The organism is Longimicrobium sp. (assembly GCF_048594345.1).
Classification (GTDB): domain Bacteria; phylum Gemmatimonadota; class Gemmatimonadetes; order Longimicrobiales; family Longimicrobiaceae; genus Longimicrobium.
This window is the reverse complement of sequence record NZ_JBMDXM010000047.1, coordinates 1-21,667: the sequence shown is the minus strand read 5'-3', so window position 1 is coordinate 21,667 and position 21,667 is coordinate 1. Positions and strand designations below refer to the sequence as shown.

The following is a 21,667-nucleotide window of genomic DNA, read 5'->3' as shown; positions in this document are numbered from 1 at the left end:
CCGGTGCGCCTTCCCCGCATCTCCCTCCGTGGCGGCGCCCGCCCGGGCCATCGGTACCTGGCCGGCGCCCCCCTGCTGATCGCCCATCGCGGCGGATCGCTTCTCGCCCCCGAAAATACGCTCTTCGCCTTTCGGCGCGCCCTGGACTGGTGGCGCGCCGACCTGCTGGAGATCGACGTCCATCCCACCCGCGACGGCGACTGTGTGGTCATCCACGATGGCACCGTCGATCGTACGACCGATGGCCTAGGCCCCGTCGCCAGTTTCACCGTCGACGAGCTGCGGCGGCTGGACGCGGGGTATCGCTTCACCCCGGACGGCGGCGCCACGCACCCCTTCCGCGGCCGCGGCATCCATCTCTCCACCCTGCACGAAGTTCTCGAAGCGCTTCCCGACGCGCGGGTGAACGTGGAGGTCAAGGACGGCCGCGCGCAGCAGGCGGTGCGCCGGACCATCCAGGACGCCAGGGCCGAGCACCGCGTGCTGGTGGCCGCGGGGGACAGCCGCAACCGCGCCCTCTTCCACGACTATCCAGGGCCCACCAGCGCCGGCGCGCAGGACCTGTACGCCTTTTACGCGCTGCACCTTACGGGGACCACGCGGATGTACCGTCCGCCGGTGGATGCCTTCCAGATGCCGGAACGCAGCGGCGGGAGGCAGGTGCTCAACCCGAAGTGGGTGGCGCAGGCGCACGCGCACAACGTGGCCATCCACGTCTGGACGGTGGATGAGGAGGCGGACATGCGGCGGCTGCTGGACTGGGGGGTGGACGGCATCATCAGCGACCGGCCGGACCGGCTGGCGCGGGTCCTTCACCAGCGCGTGGGCCGCCCGCTGCCGCCCGGCCCGCCGGCGGACGAGGTGCAGCCGTGGCTGGAACGGTTGTTGCGGCCCTGACGCCGCCTTGCGGGAGGGGTGGATGACGATGTCCGCCGCCCGCTTGTTCCGTTCGGCACACTCCGGCTCAACACTGGGAGGATCGATGGCCCGCTACGACCAGGATCGCGGACGCGCAGGCGCGTGGCCCCCGTACGCCCGTGACTTTGGCCGCGGTCCCGCCCCGCGCGGCGGCCCGTATGGCGGCGACTTTCGCCCGCACACCGGGTTTGGCGGCGGCGGGCCGGAGGTGACGTACGGACGCGGCGCCGAGCCGTACGGCGGCGGCCTTCCGGACGACTTTGACGGCGGCGAATGGGAGACGGGGCCGGTATACGGGCCCGCGCGCTACGGCCTGGGCCCCTACCACCACCGCCTTCGCACCCGCCGCCGCCCGGACGAGGAGGTGCGCAAGGACGTGGAGGACGCGCTGTTCTACGACACCTGGGTGGACGCGGAATCCATCGCGGTGGAGGTAAAGGAGGGCGTGGTGACGCTCAAGGGCGAGCTTCCCGACTACCACGAGGTTCGCTACGCCACCGACGACACCTGGGACGTGGAAGGGGTGCGCGGCGTGCACTGCCAGCTCACGGTGAACCCCGGCAAGCGCCCGCCGGTGGATGGCGTGCCCCGGGGACAGGGCGGCAACAGCCGGTCCGCCTGACCCATTGCTCGCCGCCCACCCGGGCGGCGAGTTTGCTTGGGGATGGGGATGGATTCGATCCGCTGCGACAGGGTGGGTGCGGGATGGTGAGCCGCCCCCCTCCCCAGCCCTCCCCCACAAACTGCGTGGGGGAGGGAGCACGGCGGAGAGCCCATCGCGCGGGATCGAAGTTGATCCCTCTCCCGCGTGCGGGAGAGGGTGCGAGCCTGAGCGAGCGGGTGAGGGCCCCCGCGGGCGCAGTTCGATGCCGCTCGTTCCGCTATCGAAGTTCTCCCCTCTCCGTGAGGAACGAACGGGGAGGGGCCGGGGGAGGGGCACCCCGGCGGGCGCAGTTCGATGCCTTTCGACGAGCGTCGTCGCGCCCCGGCCCGCGCGCACAAACGAACACCGCGCCCCGCGTGTCCATCCATCCACGCGCCGTTGATCCCCCCTCATGCCCCCACGCCCGCAGCGCCCCACCTTCATCGACCGCTTCCGCGGCAGCCTGGACGCGCTGGGGGTGCGAGGGACGGATGCGCACGTGCTGGTGGCGGTGTCGGGGGGATGCGATTCCACCTCGCTGCTCCACCTGCTGCGCTTTGCGGCGGATGACGCGGGATTGCGGGTGGCGGCGGCGCACTTTGACCATGGAATGCGGGCGGGAAGCGAAGGCGACGCGGCGTGGGTGCGCGGCGTCTGCGGCGCGTGGGGCGTGCCGCTGATCGTGGAGCGGGCGGAGACGGCGCCGCGCACGGAGGAGGAGGCGCGCGACGCGCGCTACGCATTCCTCCGCCGCGCGCAGGCGGAGACGAGTGCCACGCACCTGGCTACCGCGCACCACGCGGACGACCAGGCGGAAACCGTGCTCTTTCGCGTCCTGCGGGGCACCGGGCTTTCCGGGCTGGCGGGGATTCCGCCGGCGGGAGAGGGTGGGCTGGTACGGCCGCTGCTGCCGTTCTGGCGCGCGGAGATCGTGCGGTACGCTCGGGCGGCGGGGCTGGCGTGGCGGGAGGATGCCACCAACGCGCGGGTAGACCCGGCGCGAAACCGCATCCGCCTGCGGCTGCTTCCCCAGATCGAGCGGCACCTCGCGCCCGGAGCGCGGCGCAGCCTGGCGCGGCTGGCCGAGCTGGCGCGCGACGACGCGGCGGCGTGGGACGCGGTGCTGGCGCCGTCGCTGGACACGGTGCTGCGCGAGGAAGACGGCGCGCTAGTGCTTGTCCGCGAACGCCTTGCGGATTATGATTGGCGGGTTGCCGCGCGGGTGCTGCGGGTGGCGCTGCGCCGGGTGGGCGCCACCCCCGACCGGGCGGGAACCCGCATGGCGCTTGAGTTTATCAGCCATGCACCCAGCGGCCGGACCTTCACGCTCCCCGGCGGCGTACGCATCACCACCGAGTTTGGCACGGCGCGCCTGGAGCGCGCCGCCGGCCCGGCGCCCCACGCGCCGCCGGACCAATCGCTGGTGATCGGGCGCGCGGAACCGGGTGAAGCGAGCTTCCGCATTGGCGGGGTGGAGTGGACCGCCCGCTGGCGCGTGGAAGGGGAGGTCGGGGTGGACGACGAGCGGACGATGCGCATGGCCATCGACCGCGTGCGCTTTCCGCTCACGCTGCGGGCGCGCCTTCCGGGCGACCGGGTGCGCACCCGCGCGGGCACTCGCCCGCTCAAAAAGCTGCTGGGCGAGGCGCGCGTGCCGCTGCGAGTACGCGGCACGCTCCCCGTGCTGGCGGATGCCGAAGGCACCGTGCTGTGGGTGCCCGGCGTGGCCCGCGCGGAGGGAACCGCCCCCGCGCCGGGAGAGCCGTCCATTACCCTTTCCGTGCATTGATGCCGACCACCGCAGAGACCCTGGCCCGCACCGGCGGGCAGCCCCTCTCGCGCATCCTCTTCAGCGAGGAGCAGATCGCCGCGCGCGTGGCCGAGCTTGGCGAGCAGATCGCCCGCGACATCCCCGAGGGCGAGGACATCCTGGTGCTGGGGCTGCTCAAGGGATCCTTCATCTTTCTCAGCGACCTGGTGCGCGAGATCCGGCGCCCCATCGAGGTCGACTTTCTGATCGCCTCCAGCTACGGCGACGGAACGGAGTCGTCGGGCGAGGTAAAGCTGCTGTACGCCCGGCAGGCCAGCATCGAGGGCAAGCACGTCATCCTGGTGGAAGACATCGTCGACAGCGGAACCACGCTCAACCGGCTGATCCCCATCCTGGAAAAGCGGAACCCCAAGTCGCTGGACATCTGCGCGCTGCTGCACAAGCACATCGCGAAGGACGTGGTAAAGGACGCGCGCTGGGTGGGGTTCGACTGCCCCCAGGAGTTCGTGATCGGGTACGGGCTGGACCATTCCGAGAAGTACCGCAACCTTCCGTTCGTGGGCGTGATCGAGCCCTGACCGGCGTTCGCGGTTCGACCTAATCTTGACGCGGGCCCCCCAGCCCGCGGGCAGAAGGAAGTCCATGGCAGACGAAGAAAAGGGTGGCACGCCCAAGCCCCAGCCGCCGCGCATGGGGAAGGTGACGCGTACCGCGGGGTTCTGGCTGCTGCTGGTGATGGTGAGCATCCTGGCCGTCCAGGTGACCAGCAGCCGCGCCCAGCCGGTGCGCGAGATCGACTATTCCGACTTTCGCGCCCAGGTGGCCTCCCGCAACGTGCAGGAGGTGACCATCATCAACGGCGTAAAGATCACGGGACGCGTAAAGACGCCGTGGCGCAACGAGCAGCGCAAGCTGACCGTTCACGCGTTCAGCACGCGCGCGCCCGACGGTCTGGAAGAAGAGATGGTCAAGCAGCTGGAGGCCTCTGGCGTCCGCATCAAGGCCAAGGAGCCGCAGGTGGGCTGGGGCGAGGTGCTGGTGCGCGCGCTTCCCTGGCTGCTCATCATCGGCCTGTGGGTGTTCTTTTTCCGGCAGATGCAGGCCAGCGGCAACAAGGCCTTTCAGTTTGGCAAGAGCAAGGCGCGGCTGCTGACCGGCGACACCCCCAAGGTGACGTTCGACGACGTGGCCGGCGCCGAAGAGGCCAAGGCCGAGCTGCAGGAGATCGTCGAGTTCCTCAAGGACCCCAAGAAGTTCGGCCGGCTGGGCGGGCGCATCCCCAAGGGCGCGCTGCTGGTGGGCCCCCCGGGCACCGGCAAGACGCTGCTGGCGCGCGCCGTGGCGGGCGAGGCGGGGCGGCCGTTCTTCAGCATGTCGGGCTCCGACTTCGTGGAGATGTTCGTGGGCGTGGGCGCCAGCCGCGTGCGCGACCTGTTCGAGCAGGGCAAGAGCCACGCGCCCTGCATCATCTTCATCGACGAGATCGACGCGGTGGGGCGCCACCGCGGCGCCGGGCTGGGCGGCGGGCACGACGAGCGCGAGCAGACGCTCAACCAGCTTCTCGTCGAGATGGACGGGTTCGAGGGCAACGACGGGGTGATCCTGATCGCCGCCACTAACCGGCCGGACGTGCTGGACCCTGCGCTGCTGCGCCCCGGCCGCTTTGACCGGCAGATCGTGGTGGATGCGCCGGACCTGCGCGGCCGCGAGGGGATCCTCAAGGTGCACACTCGCAAGATCCCGCTGGCCGAGGACGTGAAGATCACCGTGCTGGCCCGCGGCACGCCCGGTATGGCCGGCGCCGACCTGGCCAACCTGGTGAACGAGGCGGCGCTGCTGGCCGCCCGTCGGGGGCGCGACAAGGTCTACATGACCGACCTCGAGGAGGCCAAGGACAAGGTGATGCTGGGCGCCGAGCGCCGCTCCTTCGTGATGAAGGAGGAGGAGCGCAGGCTTACGGCGTACCACGAGGCCGGCCACGCCGTCTGCGCGATGACCGTCCCGGGGAACGACCCGCTGCACAAGGTGACCATCGTGCCCCGCGGGCGGGCGCTGGGGCTGGCGTTCACGCTTCCCGAGGACGACCGCGTTTCCATCACCCGGCAGCAGGTTGAGGCCAAGCTGGTGATGACGTACGGCGGCCGCGCGGCCGAGGAGCTGGTGTTTGGCCGCGACCGGGTGACCACGGGCGCCAGCAGCGACATTTCGCAGGCCACCAGCCTGGCGCGCCGCTACGTGACGCAGTGGGGCCTGTCCGACGCGGTGGGACCCGTGGCGATCGCGGAAAGCGAGCAAGAGGTCTTCCTTGGCCGCGACCTGGGGCACCGCCGCGAGGTGTCGGAAAAGACGGCGGAGCTGGTGGACGCCGAGGTGGCGCGCGTGTTGAACGAGGCGCTGGTGCGCGCCCGCGACACCCTGCGCGAGCAGGAGCCGCTGCTGCACGCGGTGGCCACCAACCTGCTGGAGCGCGAGACGCTCTCCCGCGAAGAGGTGGACCTGCTGATGGCGGGCCAGGCGCTGCCCCCCATCAAGTCGGTGGAGATCGGACCGCCCGCGATCGAAGAGGTCGCGACGCCCGCCCCCGAGCGGGTAAAGCCGCCCACACCGGAGCTGAAGCCGCGGCTGGCGTAAGGGGGTACGAGGGTACGAAGGTACGGGGTACGACGGTACGTACTTCGGTGCATGCGGGGCGCGAGGGTGAGCGATGGCTTGCCTTCGCGCTTTTGCTTGCGATAGCATCCATAGCCTCTGCACCGGGCAGCACGGCCGGGCTCGAGCCGCGGCCTCTCCAGAAACTCCACGGGCACCATCTCTCCGCTTTCCTCCTTCCGGATGACCCGCACCGACCCCGCCGTTGCTTCGCCGTCGGCTCCGCCGGCGGGGCGCGCCGCGTTCGACGCGTTTCTCTCCTACAGCCACTCGGCGGATGGGCAGCTGGCGCCGCGGGTGCAGGAGGGGCTGCAGCGGCTGGCGCGCCACCCGCTGCGTCCCCGCGCCCTGCGCGTGTTCCGCGACAAGACGGGGCTTGCCGCCACCCCCGAGCTGTGGCCCGACATCCAGCGCGCGCTGGACCAGTCGCGCTACTTCATCCTCATGGCGTCTCCGCAGGCGGCGGCTTCGGAATGGGTGGGAAAGGAGATCGACCACTGGCTCACCCGGTCGCCCGCGGCTGCGCGGGGGGACGCGGCCAAGCGCATCCTGATCGTCCAGACCGAGGGGGAAATCCATTGGGATGATGAGACGGACGCGTTCAACGCGACGCTCAGCACGGCCCTTCCCGCGCGCCTGCACGGCGGCGTGTTCCCGACAGAGCCGCTGTGGGTGGACCTGCGTGACGCCCGCTCGCGCGAGGACCTTTCCCTGCGCAACGCCTACTTTCGCGGCAAGGTTGCGGACCTGGCGGCGCCGATTCACGGAAAAAGCAAGGACGAGCTGATCGGCGAAGACGTGCGCATCGCGCGCCGCAACGTGCGGGTGGCCTGGGCGGTGGCGGTTCTGCTGCTGGTGCTCGCCACCACCGCGTCGTGGATGGCCCTTCAGGCGGTGCGGCAGCGCGACCGTGCCCGCTCGCGCGAGTGGGCGGCGCGCGCCGTGGCGATGCTGGACGTCGATCCGCGCCAGAGCCTGCGGCTGGCCGTGGAGGCGGTGGGGATCGACCGCACGCCCGAGGCGGTGGCGGCCCTCCGCGAATCGTTGATCCACTCCACCCTTCGCGCCGAGCTGGTGCCGGATTCGGGCGGCATCATCCTTTCCGGCGCCCTTTCTCCCGACGGTGCGCGGGTGCTTGCCGCGGTGCAAGCGAAGAACGGGGGGCGGTATCTGCAGCTGTGGGACGCCGCTTCAGGCCGGCCCGGATGCCGGATCGGCGGCGCGGAGGAGGGTGGCTTTACCGCGGGGGGCGAGCACGTGGTGACGGCCTCCGGTCCGCCGGTGGACGTGCGTACCTGCCAGCCGGACGCGGCTCATCCGCGTGAGGTGGCGCCCGGGGATGCGCCGGTTCGGGTGGTGGGCGAGTGGTGGCGGGCGCAGGAGGTCCGCGACGCACGGAGCGGCGCCCTGCTGGTGGCCATGCCGGAGGGGGCGGATCCCCTCGCGGGGGCGGTCCTCAGCCCGGGAGGCGGGTGGCTGGTAACCTGGGCGGACAAGGCCGCGTACGGCGGAAGCGGGGGTGGGCTCACGGACGTGGCGGAGAAGTTCGCCCGGGTGTGGCGTCTGGAGAAGCCCGGGCTTCCCGTCATCCTTTCCGGACATCTGCGTGCCGTCAACGCGGCGGTGTTCAGCCCCGGCCCCACCCTGGTCGTTACGGGCAGCGACGATCGCACCGCCCGCGTGTGGTCGCCGACGGGCGACGAACTCGCCGTGCTGCGGGGACACGCCGCGGCGGTGCGGCGGGTGGCCATAAGCCGCGACGGCGCACGCGTGCTGACCGTGGCGGCGGACGGACGGGCGCGGGTGTGGGAGCCGGGGATGCGCAACGCGGATGTTTCCGTTTCTCCCGGCGACCTGTTCCGCTTGCGCTACGGGGCCCCCCTCCCCGAACTGCAGGGAGGCGAGCAGCCCAGGGGCATGCCCGTGCGAAGCCGGGACGGAACGCTGCTGGTGGCGCGGCTGGGACCGGCGCGGCTGGGCGTGTGGGATGCCGCGGGCCGCCGCGTTGGCGGGGCGGACCTGGCGCCGCTGGTTTCGCACCCGTCCGCGGGATTGACCGAAGACCTGGAGGCGCGCCTCACGTCCGACGGGCTGCACCTGCTGGTACCGCCGGGGGACCGTGGTGCGGCGGCGGGTGGTCCGGCGACCCTGGTCGTCCAGACCACCACGGGCCGTGTCGTGGGCCGGTACGACCACCGGGCGGGAACCGAGTACACCGCGGCCTACAGTCCGGACGGAAAGCAGGTTGCCACGGGCGGCGACGGCGGCACGGTGGTGCTGTTCGACGTGGCGGTGCCTGCTCGCGGCAGGGTGCTGGCGGCGGGCGATGCGCGGGTCTTTCACGTGGCGTTCAGCCCCGACGGCTCCCGCCTGGTCACCGCGAGCCGTGACGCGGCGGTCCGGGTGTGGAACGTGCGCACGGGAGCCATGGAGCTGGAGCTGTTCGGCCACGAGGCGGGCGTGCTCCGCGCGTTCTTCTCCCCCGACGGGGCGCTGGTGGTCAGCATCGGGCTGGCCGACGGCGTGCGCGTGTGGGACGCCGCCTCGGGGCGCATGCTGGGGCGGTACGCGGGCCGTGGAGCAGAGCCCGCGTTCCTGACCCCGGACTGCGGGACGCTGGTGGTGGGGGAGGCGGGTCCGGAGACGGGCTGGGCGCACCTGCACCCCTTTGGTGCGTGCGGCAGCGTGGACGCCATGGCGGCGCTTGCAAGGCGCCGCATGTGACCGGAGGATCGGGTGTGCGCGGCGCGAGGGTGAGCCATGGCTTGCCTTCGCGCTTTTGCTTTCGGTAGGTTGGCGGTATGGAGACGACGAGTGCCCAGGTTCAAGGTCCCAGTGCCCAGAGGGATGTGACGGAAGGTGCGTCGCAATCCGATGGGGCACATGGTGCTGGGCACTGGGCACTTCGCCGTGGCGCGCTGCCGCTGGACCGCCCGGTCGTGATGGGGATCCTGAACGTCACGCCGGACAGCTTCAGCGACGGGGGGCGCTTCTTCGACCCCGCGGACGCGATCGCGCGGGCGCGGCGGATGGCGGAGGAGGGGGCGGACCTGGTGGACGTGGGCGGCGAGTCCACGCGCCCCGGGGCGCCCGCGGTCACGGCGGACGAGGAGGCGGCGCGGGTGGTGCCCGTGGTGCGGGCCCTCCGCGCCGCGCTGGACCTTCCCGTCTCGGTGGATACGCGCAAGGCGGCGGTGGCGCGCGAAGCGCTGGCGGCGGGGGCGGACGTGGTCAACGACGTTTCCGGGCTGGCGGATCCCGGGATGGCGTCCGTCGTGGCCCCCTCCGGCGCGGGGCTGGTGCTGATGCACATGCGCGGCACGCCGGAGACCATGCAGGGGCTGACGGACTACGGGGACGTGGTGGACGACGTGGCGGCGGAGCTGGCGGGATCCCTGGCCCGCGCGGACGCGGCGGGGATCGCGCGCGAGCGGGTGGTGCTGGACCCCGGGATCGGCTTCGCCAAGACGGCGGAGCAGAACCTGGCGCTGATCGCGTCGCTCGATCGCATCCAGGCGCGGCTGGGGCGGCCGCTGCTGCTGGGCGTGTCGCGCAAGTCGTTCATCGGGTCGCTGCTGGGCGGCGTGCCGGCGGAGGCGCGCGACGCGGGGACGACCGGCGCGTGCGTGGCCGGGCTGGCCCGCGGCGCCCGCCTGTTCCGCGTGCACGACGTGCGCGCCGCGCGGCAGGCGCTGGACGTGGCCTGGACGATCCTGCGGAACCCGGCGAGGTCGCGGTGAACGGGCTGGTGGAGCGCTTCGGGTTCCTGGCGCCGGACTGGAAGGACCTGCTGGAGATCCTGATCGTCGCCGCCGTCATCTACCGGGTCCTGCTGGTGCTGGCGGGGACGCGGGCGATCCAGATGCTCCTGGGCCTGTTCGTGGTCGTGGCGATCTACGCCGGGGCGCGGGTGCTGGACCTGTCGCTGGTGGAGTACCTGCTGGAGACCGTCTTTCAGTTTGGCGTGATCGCGGCGCTGGTCGTCTTTCAGCCGGAGCTGCGCAGCGCGCTGGCGCAGCTGGGGCAGAACCGGCTGCTGCGCTTCTTCTCACGCCTGGAGCAGACGGCGGTGGCGGAAGAGGTGGTGCAGGCGGTGGAGGAGATGTCGCGCGGCAAGGTCGGCGCGATCATCGCCATCGAGCGCAAGCTGGGGCTGGGCGAGTACCTGGAGAGCGGCACGCAGCTGCAGGCCCGCGTGAGCGACGCGCTGCTGATGAACATCTTTACCCCCTACTCCCTGCTGCACGACGGCGCCGCCGTGATCCGCGGCGACGACATCGTGGCGGCGGGCGTCATCCTGCCCCTGACGCAGCAGCCCGTCACCGACCGCTCGCTGGGCACCCGCCACCGCGCGGCGCTGGGCCTTTCGGAAGAGACGGACGCGCTGGTCGTGGTCGTCTCCGAGGAGACGGGCTTCATCACCCTGGCCCACGGCGGCCGCCTGTTCCGCAACCTGACCCCCGACCAGCTGAAGGAGATGCTGATCGAGGGTCCGCCCCCCGTCGCCACCTCCGACGGCCGCGGCGCGCCGGGGAGTTGACGCCGGGACCGGAAAGCATCACGCGGAGGACGTGGAGAAACAACGAAAGGGCGCGAATGACGGGGATCATCCGGGCCCTTTCGTCGTGCCTCCACTGGCTGTGCGGGGGCCGATCAGGGCGTAACGGTCAGCGTGACGGGAAAGCCCAGCGCCTCCAGTTCTTCCGTGAAGTAGGCGCGGTTGTTGTCATTCGCGTCGTCGATCCACACGAAGTCGATGCGCCATTCGCCGGTTTCGCGGCCCGGACCGACCGCGAAGCGGCAGGGGATCACGGTTGTCCCCGGTTGCGGCGACGGACCGTACCGGTAGCAGGTGACCCGCTGCCCCGAGGGGCTGACGAAGTCGGTCTGCACCCGCTCGGCGCCTGAGCCGTGGTCGGTGATCTCCACGACGACCGTCACGGAGTCAAGCCCGTTGGCCGCCACCGTGCGGGGAGAAAAGGTGAAGCCGGTGAGCGCGGGCCGCGTGGTGTCGGCGGGAGGACCGGACACGCGCAGCGTCGTAGCATAGCCCGCCGCGGCAAGCTCCGCGGTATACAGGCGGCGAAAGTTGCCGGTGGCGTCGTACGTTTCCACGGACTCCAGGGTCCAGGTGCCGGGCTCGGTGCCGGCGGGCACGGCCAGCCGGCAGCGAAAGACACCCGCCGCCGGGGTGCCGGTGAACGGCGTGCCGGAGTCGCAGCTTGCCAGCGCGCCCGCCGGGGCGCGGAACGCGGCCAGGGCGTACGTGACCCCCGAGCCGGCGTCCTGCATCTCCATGCTTACCGTCACCGAATCCAGGCCATTGGCTTCGATGCTGTCCGGCGTGAACGCCACGCTGGTGAACGTGGGCGGCAGCACGTCCGGTGTGGGGCTGCGGACGTACACTGCCCTGGAGACGCCACCCCAGATCGTTGCGAGCGTTCCCATCCCCCACAGCGTGCGGGAGTTCTGCACCCGGTCGACCACCGAGAGCTGGGTTACGTGCCACACGCCGCCCTCCGCGTGGGGCGGAATGGCCGCGCGGCAGGTAAAGGTGCCGTCGGCGCGGGTTCCGGTGGTGGGTTCCACGCTGTAGCAGTTGGCGAAGTGGATGCCCGAGGGACTGGCGGCGTGCAGGTAGATGTAGCGCGTTCCCGATCCCTTGTCCGTCAGGCGCACGGACAGGGTGAGGGAATCCAGCCCGTCCGCCGCCACGTGGACCGGTGAGATGGTGAGTTCATGCGCGGTGGGCGGTAACACGTCGCCGGCGGTGGAAGACACGCGCACCTGCACCAGCCCCGTTCGCGCGCCGTTCGTGGCGAAGACGAACGTCTCTCCCGGGGCCACGCCGGTCACGGTGCCGTCCGCCGCGACCCGCGCCACCGTGCTGTCCGCGCTGCTCCACGTGGTGGTTCCAGCGGGGATCGGCCGTCCGGTCACGTCGTGGGGGTGTGCGTGAAGCGGCATCGACTCGCCCACCGCAAGGCTGGGAAAGAACGGTTCCATGCGCAGCCACCCGGATTCGTGCGGAACCAGCGCGGACACGTACACGCCGAACTGGAACGATGATACGGTGGGAGGCACGCTGAAGCGCCACTGCATCGGCGTGGTGGTGTCGCCGGGCGCAAGCAGCCCCGGGTACTGGAAGTACTTCTGTCCGGCCGCGGTGAAGAACGCCTCGCCCGTTGCGTTGGCCACCTCGACGGCTCCCGTGGCCGAGGTGGGTCCGTTGGCGAAAAAGACGCGGATGCCCTGGTAATAGGGGGAATGCGCGTCGTGGGTGCCCAGTGCCTGCCTCGTGAGGTTCTCCACCGTCACGTCCACCCGGAACGTGTCCACGCCGTCGTAGGACAGGTTGCTGCTGCGCAGGCGGACGTCGATCCCCTGGCCGGCCAGGATGACGGCCGACGCGCCACCCGCGCCGGCGGGCGGGGCGCACTCCAGCGTTCCCGCGCGTACGTCGGCGTGGCAGACCAGCGCGGCCGCCGGGCCGGACGCATCTGGCGGCGGCGCGAGCTGCGGCCCCGTCGCGACGTCGTCCACGCACGCGGCCGCCAGGCTGAGCGCCAGTGCGCCCGCGGCCGCGCGCAGGCGGGTGAGGGGGTGTGCCGCGCGGGCGGCGGTACGGTGTGAAGTTCCGGTCTGCATTCCATCTCCTTCATGAAGATCCGCACCGCGGGGGGGCCGCCGGTGCGCTGTTCCCGATGATCCGGCTCTCCACATCCTTTCGCACCGTGTGTTCCCCCGTGGCCTTCTTCATAACTCATTGAAGGACAAGGGAATCCGCCCAGGACCAGGGAGGCGGAGGTGAGGCGCACCGGCCCCATCTGGCGCACGCGTGTCTCGAAAGTACTTACCGAAAAGGCGTCAAGTGGGCGATGGCTGCGCGGCGTCGGCGTCGGCGTCGGCGTCGGCGTGGGCATGGGGTGGGCGTGGGCGTGGGCGTGGGCGTGGGCGAGGGCGAGGGCGAGGGCGAGGGCGAGGGCCGGAGGCCTGCGGGGTCAACGAATGAAACAGCATTGTCGAGACACGGAGGACGCGGATGGAGAACTCATCCGCGTCCTCGTTCTTCGCCCCCGCTGCCTCGCGTCATCGTCACGCCGAATCCGGCTGAACACCCGGTGTACGCGGCTGCCTGCCACACACGGAGGGCGCGGAAGACACGGAGAGATTCTCCGCGCCTCCGCGCCCTCCGCGTCTCCGCGTGAGCTCTTCGGTCTTTCGGGATTCGAGGGATCAGGCGGACGTCACTGGCCGAAGCCGGACGTCACCACGTAGCGATGTTCGGAGAGGTTGCAGTATTCCCGGAATCCGCCGCCGCCCAGCTCCTCCCGCGAGCACGCCTGGGGAAAGCCACCTTCGTCCACACGCGTGGTGAGCGGGACGATGGAGCGGGCCACGTACTCCGTGCCGTCCACGGCGGTAATGCGCACGTCGAAGCGGTACTCGCTCCCCAGCGGCGACAGCGTTCCCGACCCGTAGACGAACGACTGGTTGAACGTGTAGCCGTACTCCTGCTCCGCGCCGTCCATCCACATGCGCGTGTGCGCATAGCTGTGGTACGTCACGGTGCCGGCGTAGCGCTCGTACGTGAAAGCCGTCTCCTCCCACAGGCCGCCGTAGTAGGATTTCGAGCACCCGTAGAACGAGACGCCTCCTTCCTTGACCGACGTGCACCAGTCCGCGCCGGTCCCGGCCGTCCACCGCGCGGCGTGCAGGGTGGCGCCGCCGGACGACTGTGACACGTCGATCCGCACCGGGCCGGAGATGCGGGTGGGCATGTACCCGCTCATCGTCCCGATCTGCAGCGCCCGGTCGCGCCGGCTCTCGTACGTGTCTTCGCCGTGCCCCGTGGCGTCGGCCCAGCGGTTGACGGACGCCTGCCGCTCGAAGCCCACCGTCTGCTCCACGTACGCGTTCGATTCGATTGCCGGCGTGCGCTCGGTCACCGCCACGCTGGCGGTGGCGGCGTTGTTCGCATCATCCCAGTCCGCGGGTCGCGTGGCGGCGGCGCGCACCTCCACCGTGTAGGTGCCGGCGGCGGGAAAGGTGTGGGTGAAGGTGCAGCTTACCGCGTCGCCCGCATCCACCCACACGTCCGGCGACTGGTCCACCCGCACGCCGTCCACGCGCAGCTCGCAGTCGGCGCTGGCGCCCACGTCGCCGTTCTCCTCCGCCACGACGGCGGTGATGTTCACCGGGGTGCCGGGGTGCACGCCCTGAGGCGCGGAGAGGGTGACGGACAGGTCGGGGCGCAGCTTGACCGTTTCGGTGACCGTCACCACCCCCGTCCGGTGCGGGTCGGCGCCGCGCACGTGGGCCTGCACCCGCAGCGGGCTTCCGCGTCCCAGGCCGGGGAGCGGGATCGGCGCGTCCAGCCCGGCGTGATGGTTGGTGGCGAAGCCGGTGGTGCCCTCGAGTCCGATGCGCTTTACCTGCGCGTGCGTGACAAAGGCGCCCGCGGCGCCGTCCACCTGCCCGGCGCGCAGTTCCAGCGCGGTGGTGCCGTCGCGGCCCAGCAGCGCCAGGGCGTCCAGCGTGGCGGACCCCGCGCGCCCGTGCGCGGGCTTGCCGCCGGCGTCGCGGTAGCGGACGGCGTTGGGGATGAGCGCGGGGTTCGTCGATTCGCTGCGCCCAGGCGCGTCCGCGCCGGCGATACGCGCGGCGGTGGGTGCGGTCGACGCGTCGGAGCAGGCGCCCAGGGCCAGTGCGAGCGCGGCGGCGGCCAGGGCCCGCGATGCCGGAAAAGTCATTGGATGACCTGTGTGCGTAAGAAGGGGAAGTCCGCCTGCCTGGTGCGGCGGGAGGACGGTGCCGCGGGTGGCGCGGCGCCGCACGTTAAAATGCGCCACGATTTTCTCTAAGGGTCGATTGACCCATACGCGAAGGCCCGCCCCCTCCCGGGGCGGGCATCTGCGCCGACCGGCGACGGTGCGAAGAGGATCCTGCCACGGCCGCGGGCGTGAGGGCACGGTCACCGCGGCGTTCCACCGTCCCCTCGCACGCGCGCGTGCGGCTTGCTCGTGCCTGCGGCCCGGCGTACGTTCCTGCGCTATGAACGTGGATGAGCTGCGGGCGCGGGTGGCGGAGGTACGCGAGCGGATCGAGAGCGCGCGGGCACGGGCCGGACGCACGGACGAGGTCACGCTGGTGGCCGTGACCAAGACGCATCCGGCCGACGTCGTCCGCGCCGCGCTCGGCGCCGGCGTGGCCGACGTGGGCGAGAACCGCGTACAGGAGATGGACGAAAAGGTGGCGGAGATCGGCCGCGACGCCGTGCGCTGGCACCTGATCGGCCACCTGCAGCGCAACAAGGCCGCGCGCGCCGTCGCCATCGCCCACCTGGTGCACTCGCTGGATTCCGTGCGCCTGGCCGAAGCGCTCTCCGCGGAGGCCGTCAAGGCGGGCGTCGCGGTCCGCGCGCTGGTGCAGGTGAACACCTCCGGCGAGGCGAGCAAGTTCGGCCTGGCGCCGGACGAGGCGGTCGACGCCATCGGGCGGATGGCGGGGCTGCCGGGGCTGCGGCTGGAGGGGCTGATGACGATGGCGCCCTACACCGACGACCAGGCCGTCATCCGCCGCACCTTCGCGGGCGCACGCGCGCTGCGCGACGACGCGGCGCGGCAGGTGCCGGCGTTCACCGGGCGGCACCTTTCCATGGGAATGAGCAACGACTTCGAGGCCGCGGTGGAGGAGGGAAGCACCCTCGTCCGGGTGGGCTCCACCCTGTTTGGAGAACGCGGACCATGATCGACCTTACGCCGCTGGACGTAAAGAAGAAGAAGGGCGACTTTCGGCGCGCCGTGCGCGGCTACGACCCCGCCGCGGTGGACGACTTTCTGGACACCGTAAGCGCGCGCATGGAAGAACTGGTGCGCGAGAACGTGATGGGCGCCGCGCGGCTGGAGTCGATGACGGAGTCCATCGGCAACTACCGCGAGCGCGAGCGGGCCATGAACGAGGCGCTGGTGAGTGCCCAGCAGCTGCGCGAGGAGATGCGCGAGCAGGCCGCCCGCGAAGCCGACCTGGTGCTGCGCGAGGCCCGGGCCGAAGCCGAGCGCATCGTGGGCGAGGCGCGCCGGCAGGCCACCAGCGCGGCCGAGGCGCTGCGCCGCATCCAGGGGCAGCGCGTGCGCTTTCTTCGCCTGTTTCGCACACTGGTGGAGCGACAGCTCCAGGAGATCGAGTCGGAGGAGGACCGCAGCGCCGTTCTGGGCGGCGGCGACACGGAAGATTCCATCCCGGCGGAAGGGCAGGGGGGCTGATGGCGGAGGCGAGCCTGATGGAACGGATCGGGGCCGCGGCGGCGGCCATCCGCCAGCGGTCGGCGGCGGAGCCGCACATCGGCATCATCCTGGGGACGGGGCTGGGCGGGCTGGCCGCGCGCATCCAGGTGGAGGCGGAGATCCCGTACGAGGAGATCCCCGGCTTCCCCCTCTCCACCGTGGAAACGCACCGGGGGCGGCTGCTGCTGGGCACGCTGGCCGGCAAGCCGGTGGTGGCCATGCAGGGCCGCTTTCACCTGTACGAAGGCTACACGCTTCAGCAGGTGACCTTTCCCGTGCGGGTGATGCGGGCGCTGGGGGTGGATACACTGCTGGTCTCCAACGCGTGCGGGGGGATGCACCCGTTCTGGGGCCCCGGCGACCTGGTGCTGATCGCCGACCACATCAACCTGCTGGGCGACAACCCGCTTATCGGGCCCAACGCGGACGAGCTGGGCCCGCGCTTTCCCGACATGTCGCAGCCGTACGACCTGCAGCTGCAGAAGCTGGCCGTCGACGTGGCGCTGGAGCGGAAGATCACGCTGCGGCGCGGGGTGTACGTTGCCGTCCCCGGGCCCAACCTGGAAACGCGCGCGGAGTACCGCATGCTGCGGGTGATGGGCGCGGACGTGGTGGGGATGTCGACGGTGCCGGAGGTGATCGTGGCCATCCACGGGGGGATGCGGGTGATGGGCGTTTCCATCATCACCGACCAGTGCCTTCCCGATGCGCTGGAGCCCGCCAACATCGAGCACATCATCGCCACCGCCGGCCGCGCGGAGCCCCACCTGACGGCGCTGGTGGAGGGCGTGGTCGAGCGGCTGTGATCCGCCGGTTGACGCAGTCCGGAACACGCAAGCCGCCGCGCGAATCTCCTCGCGCGGCGGTTTCGTCATCCGCGGGTACGGCGCCAGGGACAGGCGCCCCTCCAGGCTCGCACGGCTCGCCCGCCGCCAACCTTCGGAGTTCGCTGATGCTCTCGCAGACGACGCTGGATCACGTGGACGGCTACTGGGCCGCGTTTCTCGGTGTGCCGCGCGGGCGGCTGCGCCCCGCGAAGCCGCTGCTCGTGGCGCACACCGGCGATCTGGACGATTACGGGGGGATGTACGCGCAGTCGTTCGGGGCGCCGGTGGTCTCGCTTCCCGCGTGGGCGCTGGAGCGATACGGGCGGGCGGCGGCGGAGGCAGCGGGGGCGGGTCTGGTGCATGACGGGCGATGGCACCGCGTCTTCGGCGGCCTGCTGGACGTGGTGATCGGGCCCGCGCACGTCCTCTACGCCGATGCGGGGACGCTCCGGCTCCATCCGGCGGACGCGCGCGTCCGGACGCTGGACGAGGCGGACCGGCCGGCGGTGGAGCGGCTGAAGGCCGCGTGTGGCACGACGGAGTGGGAGCACGGCGGCAGCGACCCGGGACGCGACACGGTGATCGGCGCGTTCGTGGAGGGGGCGCTCGCGGCGGTGGCGGGATACGAGGTGTGGGGCGGCCGGATCGCGCACCTTGCCATCGTTACGCACCCGGCGCATCGCGGGTGCGGGCTGGGCACGCGCGCCGTGGAGGGCGCCTTGCGCGCGGCGCTGTGGGTGGGGCTGGTGCCGCAGTACCGCGCCCTGGCCGACAACGCGCCCTCGCTGCGCATCGCGGAGCGGCTGGGATTCGTCCCGCACTCCACCAGTCTGGCGGTGCGGCTGCGGGCGCCGTCCGGCGCGACGGAATCGGACTTGTGATACCATCTCCCGGATTTCGATGCGCAGTGAGGGGAACGATTTTCACGCGGAGGCGCGGAGAAAACAGAAGAGGCGCGGAAGGAACGCCCAAAACGCCTCCGCGCCTCATCCGTTCCTCCGCGCCTCCGCGTGATGCTCTTCCGTCGTTCCTCTGATTGCACAACGAACTGCGAGAAATGGCATCAGTGCGTGAGTGCGTCGTGGCGCCGCGTTCCGGGCCTGCGCCCGCGCAACCGCGAGATCACCGGATTCGTGCGAGGAATCGACGTGCGCACGAGATCCGCCCCCGGGACCGGCGATCGACATCGGCAGAAAAGCCTCACGCGGAGCCGCGGAACGCGGACAACAGATACTCGTTCCGCTCCCCCTGCCGTGTTCCGCGTCTCCGCGTCCTCCGCGCCTCCGCGCCTCCGCGCCTCCGCGCCTCCGCGTGAGCTTTTGTCTCGCGGGATCCGCCCATGTTCCGCAGTCGTTGCGTGCCCCAGGAGGCCGGACTGCGCCGGGCCTGAGGATCAGTCTTGCCTGAACGGCGGTTTTGGAGCAAATTGTTCCGGCGCCGCAGCCAACCCTGGTGAACGCCGGCGCCGTCCCACCCCGGTTCGTCCCCGCGTCCGCGCGGTGCCGTCGTTTTTCCCTCCTGCAGATCACCGACAAGATGCGAATCGCCGTATCCCGCCCGGGCCGCCGCGCCCGGACCGCGATCCTGGTTTGCGGTGCCGCCGTCCTGGGCGCCTGCGCCGACCGCCAGGGTCCCACCACGCCGCTCACGCTGCCGGACATTCCCGACCGCGCCACGCTGCTGCGGTGCACGGCGAACGTCGCCCAGGCCACCATGGAGTGCGTGGGCGTGCCCAAGGCCGGCGCGCAGGCGTCGGTGTCGCCCGGCGGGCCGTCGAAGGACGAGCGCATCGTGGGCAACCAGGGGTACTACGTGCGCCTTACGTCGTCGGACCTGGCGTACGCCGGCGGCATCTTCTCGCTGAACGTGACGGTGCAGAACCTCACGAACCTGGCCATGGCCACGGCCGACGGGGCCACGCGCCACGCCAACGGCCTGCGTGTGTTCCTGATCCAGGACCCGGTCGGCGTGGGGGGCACGGTGAGCGTGGCCAACGCCACGGGGCAGGCGTTCTTTACCGCCGCCAATCAGGATTACTTTCAGTACGGCGGCAGCATCGGCGGCACCGACCAGGGCGAGCTGGGCGCCGACGGCGTGCTGGCTTCGGCCGAGGTTTCGGGCGCCAAGCAGTGGCAGTTCAACGTGCCCGGCGGCACGACCTCGTTCAGCTTTTCCGTGTACGTGAGCAGCGAGACGCCCACGGGTGCCATGGCGACGGTGGCGCCGCAGGTGACCTCCATCTCCCCCGCCACCCTGGTTCCGGGCGCCACGGCCACCCTGACGGGGATGAACTTCAGCGCGACCCCGGGCAACAACACGGTGCGCGTGGGCGGCGTAACGGCGACGGTGACGAGCGCCAGCGCCACGCAGCTGCAGGTCACGGTGCCGTGCGTGGCCTCGGGCAGCGTGGGCGTGCAGGTGACGCAGGCGGCCATGACGGGCGTGCCGGTGGCGGCGCCGCTGCAGGTGGCGCAGCGCACGCTGAACGTGGGCCAGTCGGCCGTCGTGGCCAACGCGGCCGACGTGGGGTGCAACGAGCTTCCCGCGACGGGTGGCGACGCGCGCTACCTGGTGGCCGTCTACAACACCAGCGACGACCCCGACTTTACCACCGGCTTTCAGATCGCGGGCGATCCCGCCGCGGCGGCGGCGCCGGCTCCGGTGGCGCTGCGGTCCGGGCCGCGGCTGTCGACGCAGGCGGGCGAGCCCGACCGGCACGGGCAGCTGCTGGAGATGAACCGCCAGGCCGGCGAGCGGCTGGCCGCCCGGTTCCGCAACGACGCGCGCATGCGCCCGCGGATGAACGTGTCGCGTGACCCGGTGGAGCCGCCGCTTACGCGCACCATCCGCGTGGCCAACATCAACAGCAACAGCTTCTGCAACAGCTACTACGAGGTCACCGCCACGCGGGTGTACTACGCGGGCAAACTGGCCATCTACGAGGACGACGCCACGCCGGCGGCGCTGCGTGCCTCCGCCAACGCGGCGATGGCCACGTACTACCAGAAGATCGGCGACGAGTTCAACGCCGACATGGAGCCGGTCATCCGCAACAACTTCGGTGACCCGCTGGCCCGCGACGCCAGCACCGACAACAACGGCGTGGTGGTGGCGCTGTTCACGCCGGTCATCAACAACAACTTCAACGGGGTGGCCGGGTTTGTGGTGAGCTGCGACCAGTACCCCAACGCGGCCGGCAACCTGTCCAGCAACTTTGGCGAGGTGTTCTACGCGTACCAGCCCACGGACCCGGGCACCGGGTACAACACGTTCACGCCCGACAGCTGGTACCGCAGCATCCGCGCGACGTTTATCCACGAGACCAAGCACGTGGCCTCGTACGTGGCGCGCGTGGTGAACGGCACGGGCAACTGGGAGGCCGGCTGGCTGGAGGAGGGAACCGCGCGCCACTCCGAGGAGCTGTGGGCCCGCAACGCCATCTACAACGTGGCGTGGAAGGGGAACACGGGGTACGGCAGCGCCGCCGCGCCCAACTCCATCTACTGCGACGTGCGGCCCACCAGTTCGGCGTGCGCGGCCAGCAACCCGCGGCGCCCGTCGCTGAACATGCAGCGGCACTTCTCCGCGCTGTACACGTTCCTGGGCTATCCCAACCTGCTTTCGCCCTTTGGCCCCACGCCGTACGACGGGTCCTTCTACTACGCCACCTCGTGGTCGCTCAACCGCTACGCCATCGACCGGTACGCGGCGTCGGACGCGGCGTTCCTGACGGCGCTTACGCAGAGCAACCTGGTGGGGACGGCCAACTTCAACGCACGCACCGGGGTGCCGCTGGCCGAGGTGATGGGCGGATGGGCGCTGTCGCTGTTCATGGACGACTACGCCGGCGTCGCGGTCGATCCGTCGATGCAGATGCCCACCTGGGACTTTACCAACATCTACGCGGGCCTCAAGGCCGACTTCCCCAGCACCTACACCCGTGCCCGCCGCATCGAGCCGACGCAGGTGGCGCTGGGGAGCTTTGCCCCGCTCGCTGCGAGCGAGCTGTACGGCGGCGGCGTCATCTACCTGGAGCTGAGCGGCACGCACACGCAGGCGCAGCTGATCAACCTGACGGGCACGGGTGGCGGCGCGCTGAACGGCAACCTGCGCGTAGCCATCGCGCGGATTCAGTAATTGCCTGAGTGCGTGAGTGCGGTCCCGCGGAGGTGATGCGGGGCCGGATCTCGGGATGCGGGGCCGCCGCGCGAAATGGAGTTTCGCGCGGCGGTTCTGTTTGGATGGCTGGCGGTACGTTGGTGAGGTGCTACGGGCGGTTTATCGCATATCTGATCCGCAAATACACCCCGTATGCCCCAACCGCAGGTTCTCACGCAGAGGGAACCGAGGAAGCAGAGTTCCTTCCTGCAGTTTTCTGCTTCCTCCGTTTCCTCTGCGTGCCGGTGTTTTTGCGGATTCGGTGTCATCGTCATACCATCTCCCGGATTTCGATGTGCAGTGAGGGGAACGATTTTCACGCGGAGGCGCGGAGAAAACAGAAGAGGCGCGGAGGGAACGCCCAAAACGCCTCCGCGCCTCATCCGTTCCTCCGCGCCTCCGCGTGATGCTTTTC

General features: G+C 71.1%; 15 protein-coding genes. 13 read left to right on the top strand and 2 right to left on the bottom strand.

All coding sequences use genetic code 11. The features are described 5' to 3' along the window. Positions 1 to 3: 3 nt before the first annotated feature. The 8 genes from ACOJUJ_RS05360 to cdaA all read left to right on the top strand — a co-directional run bounded on the left by ACOJUJ_RS05360 (position 4) and on the right by cdaA (position 10,521). Positions 4 to 897: a glycerophosphodiester phosphodiesterase gene (locus ACOJUJ_RS05360; RefSeq protein WP_420125820.1), complete on the top strand. Its 894-nt coding sequence runs from the start codon at positions 4 to 6 to the stop codon at positions 895 to 897. A gap of 85 nt (positions 898 to 982) precedes the next feature. Then, positions 983 to 1,540, top strand: coding sequence for a BON domain-containing protein (locus tag ACOJUJ_RS05355; protein ID WP_420125819.1), 558 nt, complete (start codon positions 983 to 985; stop codon positions 1,538 to 1,540). 433 nt (positions 1,541 to 1,973) lie between these two features. Then, positions 1,974 to 3,350, top strand: a complete 1,377-nt coding sequence (tilS, locus tag ACOJUJ_RS05350) for a tRNA lysidine(34) synthetase TilS (RefSeq protein WP_420125818.1) — start codon at positions 1,974 to 1,976, stop codon at positions 3,348 to 3,350. Next, positions 3,350 to 3,910 (top strand): hypoxanthine phosphoribosyltransferase, encoded by a 561-nt coding sequence (gene hpt / locus ACOJUJ_RS05345; RefSeq protein ID WP_420125817.1) that lies wholly within the window; start codon positions 3,350 to 3,352, stop codon positions 3,908 to 3,910. Before tilS ends, hpt begins: the two co-directional genes overlap by 1 nt. 64 nt (positions 3,911 to 3,974) lie before the next feature. Then, positions 3,975 to 5,963: an ATP-dependent zinc metalloprotease FtsH gene (gene ftsH / locus ACOJUJ_RS05340; protein WP_420125816.1), complete on the top strand. Its 1,989-nt coding sequence runs from the start codon at positions 3,975 to 3,977 to the stop codon at positions 5,961 to 5,963. Positions 5,964 to 6,164: 201 nt separating this feature from the next. Further along, positions 6,165 to 8,705: a hypothetical protein gene (locus ACOJUJ_RS05335; protein WP_420125815.1), complete on the top strand. Its 2,541-nt coding sequence runs from the start codon at positions 6,165 to 6,167 to the stop codon at positions 8,703 to 8,705. A 218-nt stretch (positions 8,706 to 8,923) separates the two neighbouring features. Further along, positions 8,924 to 9,721, top strand: coding sequence for a dihydropteroate synthase (gene folP, locus ACOJUJ_RS05330; RefSeq protein WP_420125814.1), 798 nt, complete (start codon positions 8,924 to 8,926; stop codon positions 9,719 to 9,721). After that, positions 9,718 to 10,521, top strand: a complete 804-nt coding sequence (gene cdaA / locus ACOJUJ_RS05325) for a diadenylate cyclase CdaA (protein WP_420125813.1) — start codon at positions 9,718 to 9,720, stop codon at positions 10,519 to 10,521. The genes folP and cdaA overlap by 4 nt, the downstream gene beginning before the upstream one ends. Positions 10,522 to 10,634: 113 nt before the next feature. On the opposite strand, the gene ACOJUJ_RS05320 is transcribed toward cdaA, so the two are convergent. Together ACOJUJ_RS05320 and ACOJUJ_RS05315 are read right to left on the bottom strand one after the other, a co-directional pair. Beyond that, on the bottom strand, positions 10,635 to 12,629 hold the full coding sequence (locus ACOJUJ_RS05320) for an Ig-like domain-containing protein (protein WP_420125812.1): 1,995 nt from the start codon (positions 12,627 to 12,629) through the stop codon (positions 10,635 to 10,637). A gap of 599 nt (positions 12,630 to 13,228) precedes the next feature. Further along, entirely contained in the window at positions 13,229 to 14,734 is a 1,506-nt protein-coding gene (locus ACOJUJ_RS05315; RefSeq protein WP_420125811.1) for a PKD domain-containing protein, read from the bottom strand. Positions 14,735 to 15,035: 301 nt separating this feature from the next. Between ACOJUJ_RS05315 and ACOJUJ_RS05310 the strand changes: the two genes are divergently transcribed. From ACOJUJ_RS05310 to ACOJUJ_RS05290, 5 genes are all read left to right on the top strand, one after another. Further along, the gene (locus ACOJUJ_RS05310; RefSeq protein ID WP_420125810.1) at positions 15,036 to 15,731 is read left to right on the top strand and encodes a YggS family pyridoxal phosphate-dependent enzyme; all 696 of its coding nucleotides are present in this window, start codon (positions 15,036 to 15,038) and stop codon (positions 15,729 to 15,731) included. Further along, positions 15,728 to 16,246 carry a DivIVA domain-containing protein gene (locus ACOJUJ_RS05305; protein ID WP_420125809.1) on the top strand — a complete coding sequence of 173 codons (519 nt, stop codon included), beginning with the start codon at positions 15,728 to 15,730 and terminating at the stop codon, positions 16,244 to 16,246. Before ACOJUJ_RS05310 ends, ACOJUJ_RS05305 begins: the two co-directional genes overlap by 4 nt. Before the next feature lie 17 nt (positions 16,247 to 16,263). Beyond that, positions 16,264 to 17,073 carry a purine-nucleoside phosphorylase gene (locus ACOJUJ_RS05300; RefSeq protein ID WP_420125808.1) on the top strand — a complete coding sequence of 270 codons (810 nt, stop codon included), beginning with the start codon at positions 16,264 to 16,266 and terminating at the stop codon, positions 17,071 to 17,073. A gap of 146 nt (positions 17,074 to 17,219) precedes the next feature. Further along, positions 17,220 to 17,975 carry a GNAT family N-acetyltransferase gene (locus ACOJUJ_RS05295; protein ID WP_420125807.1) on the top strand — a complete coding sequence of 252 codons (756 nt, stop codon included), beginning with the start codon at positions 17,220 to 17,222 and terminating at the stop codon, positions 17,973 to 17,975. A 655-nt stretch (positions 17,976 to 18,630) separates the two neighbouring features. Continuing rightward, positions 18,631 to 21,231, top strand: a complete 2,601-nt coding sequence (locus tag ACOJUJ_RS05290) for an IPT/TIG domain-containing protein (protein ID WP_420125806.1) — start codon at positions 18,631 to 18,633, stop codon at positions 21,229 to 21,231. Positions 21,232 to 21,667 lie beyond the last annotated feature (436 nt).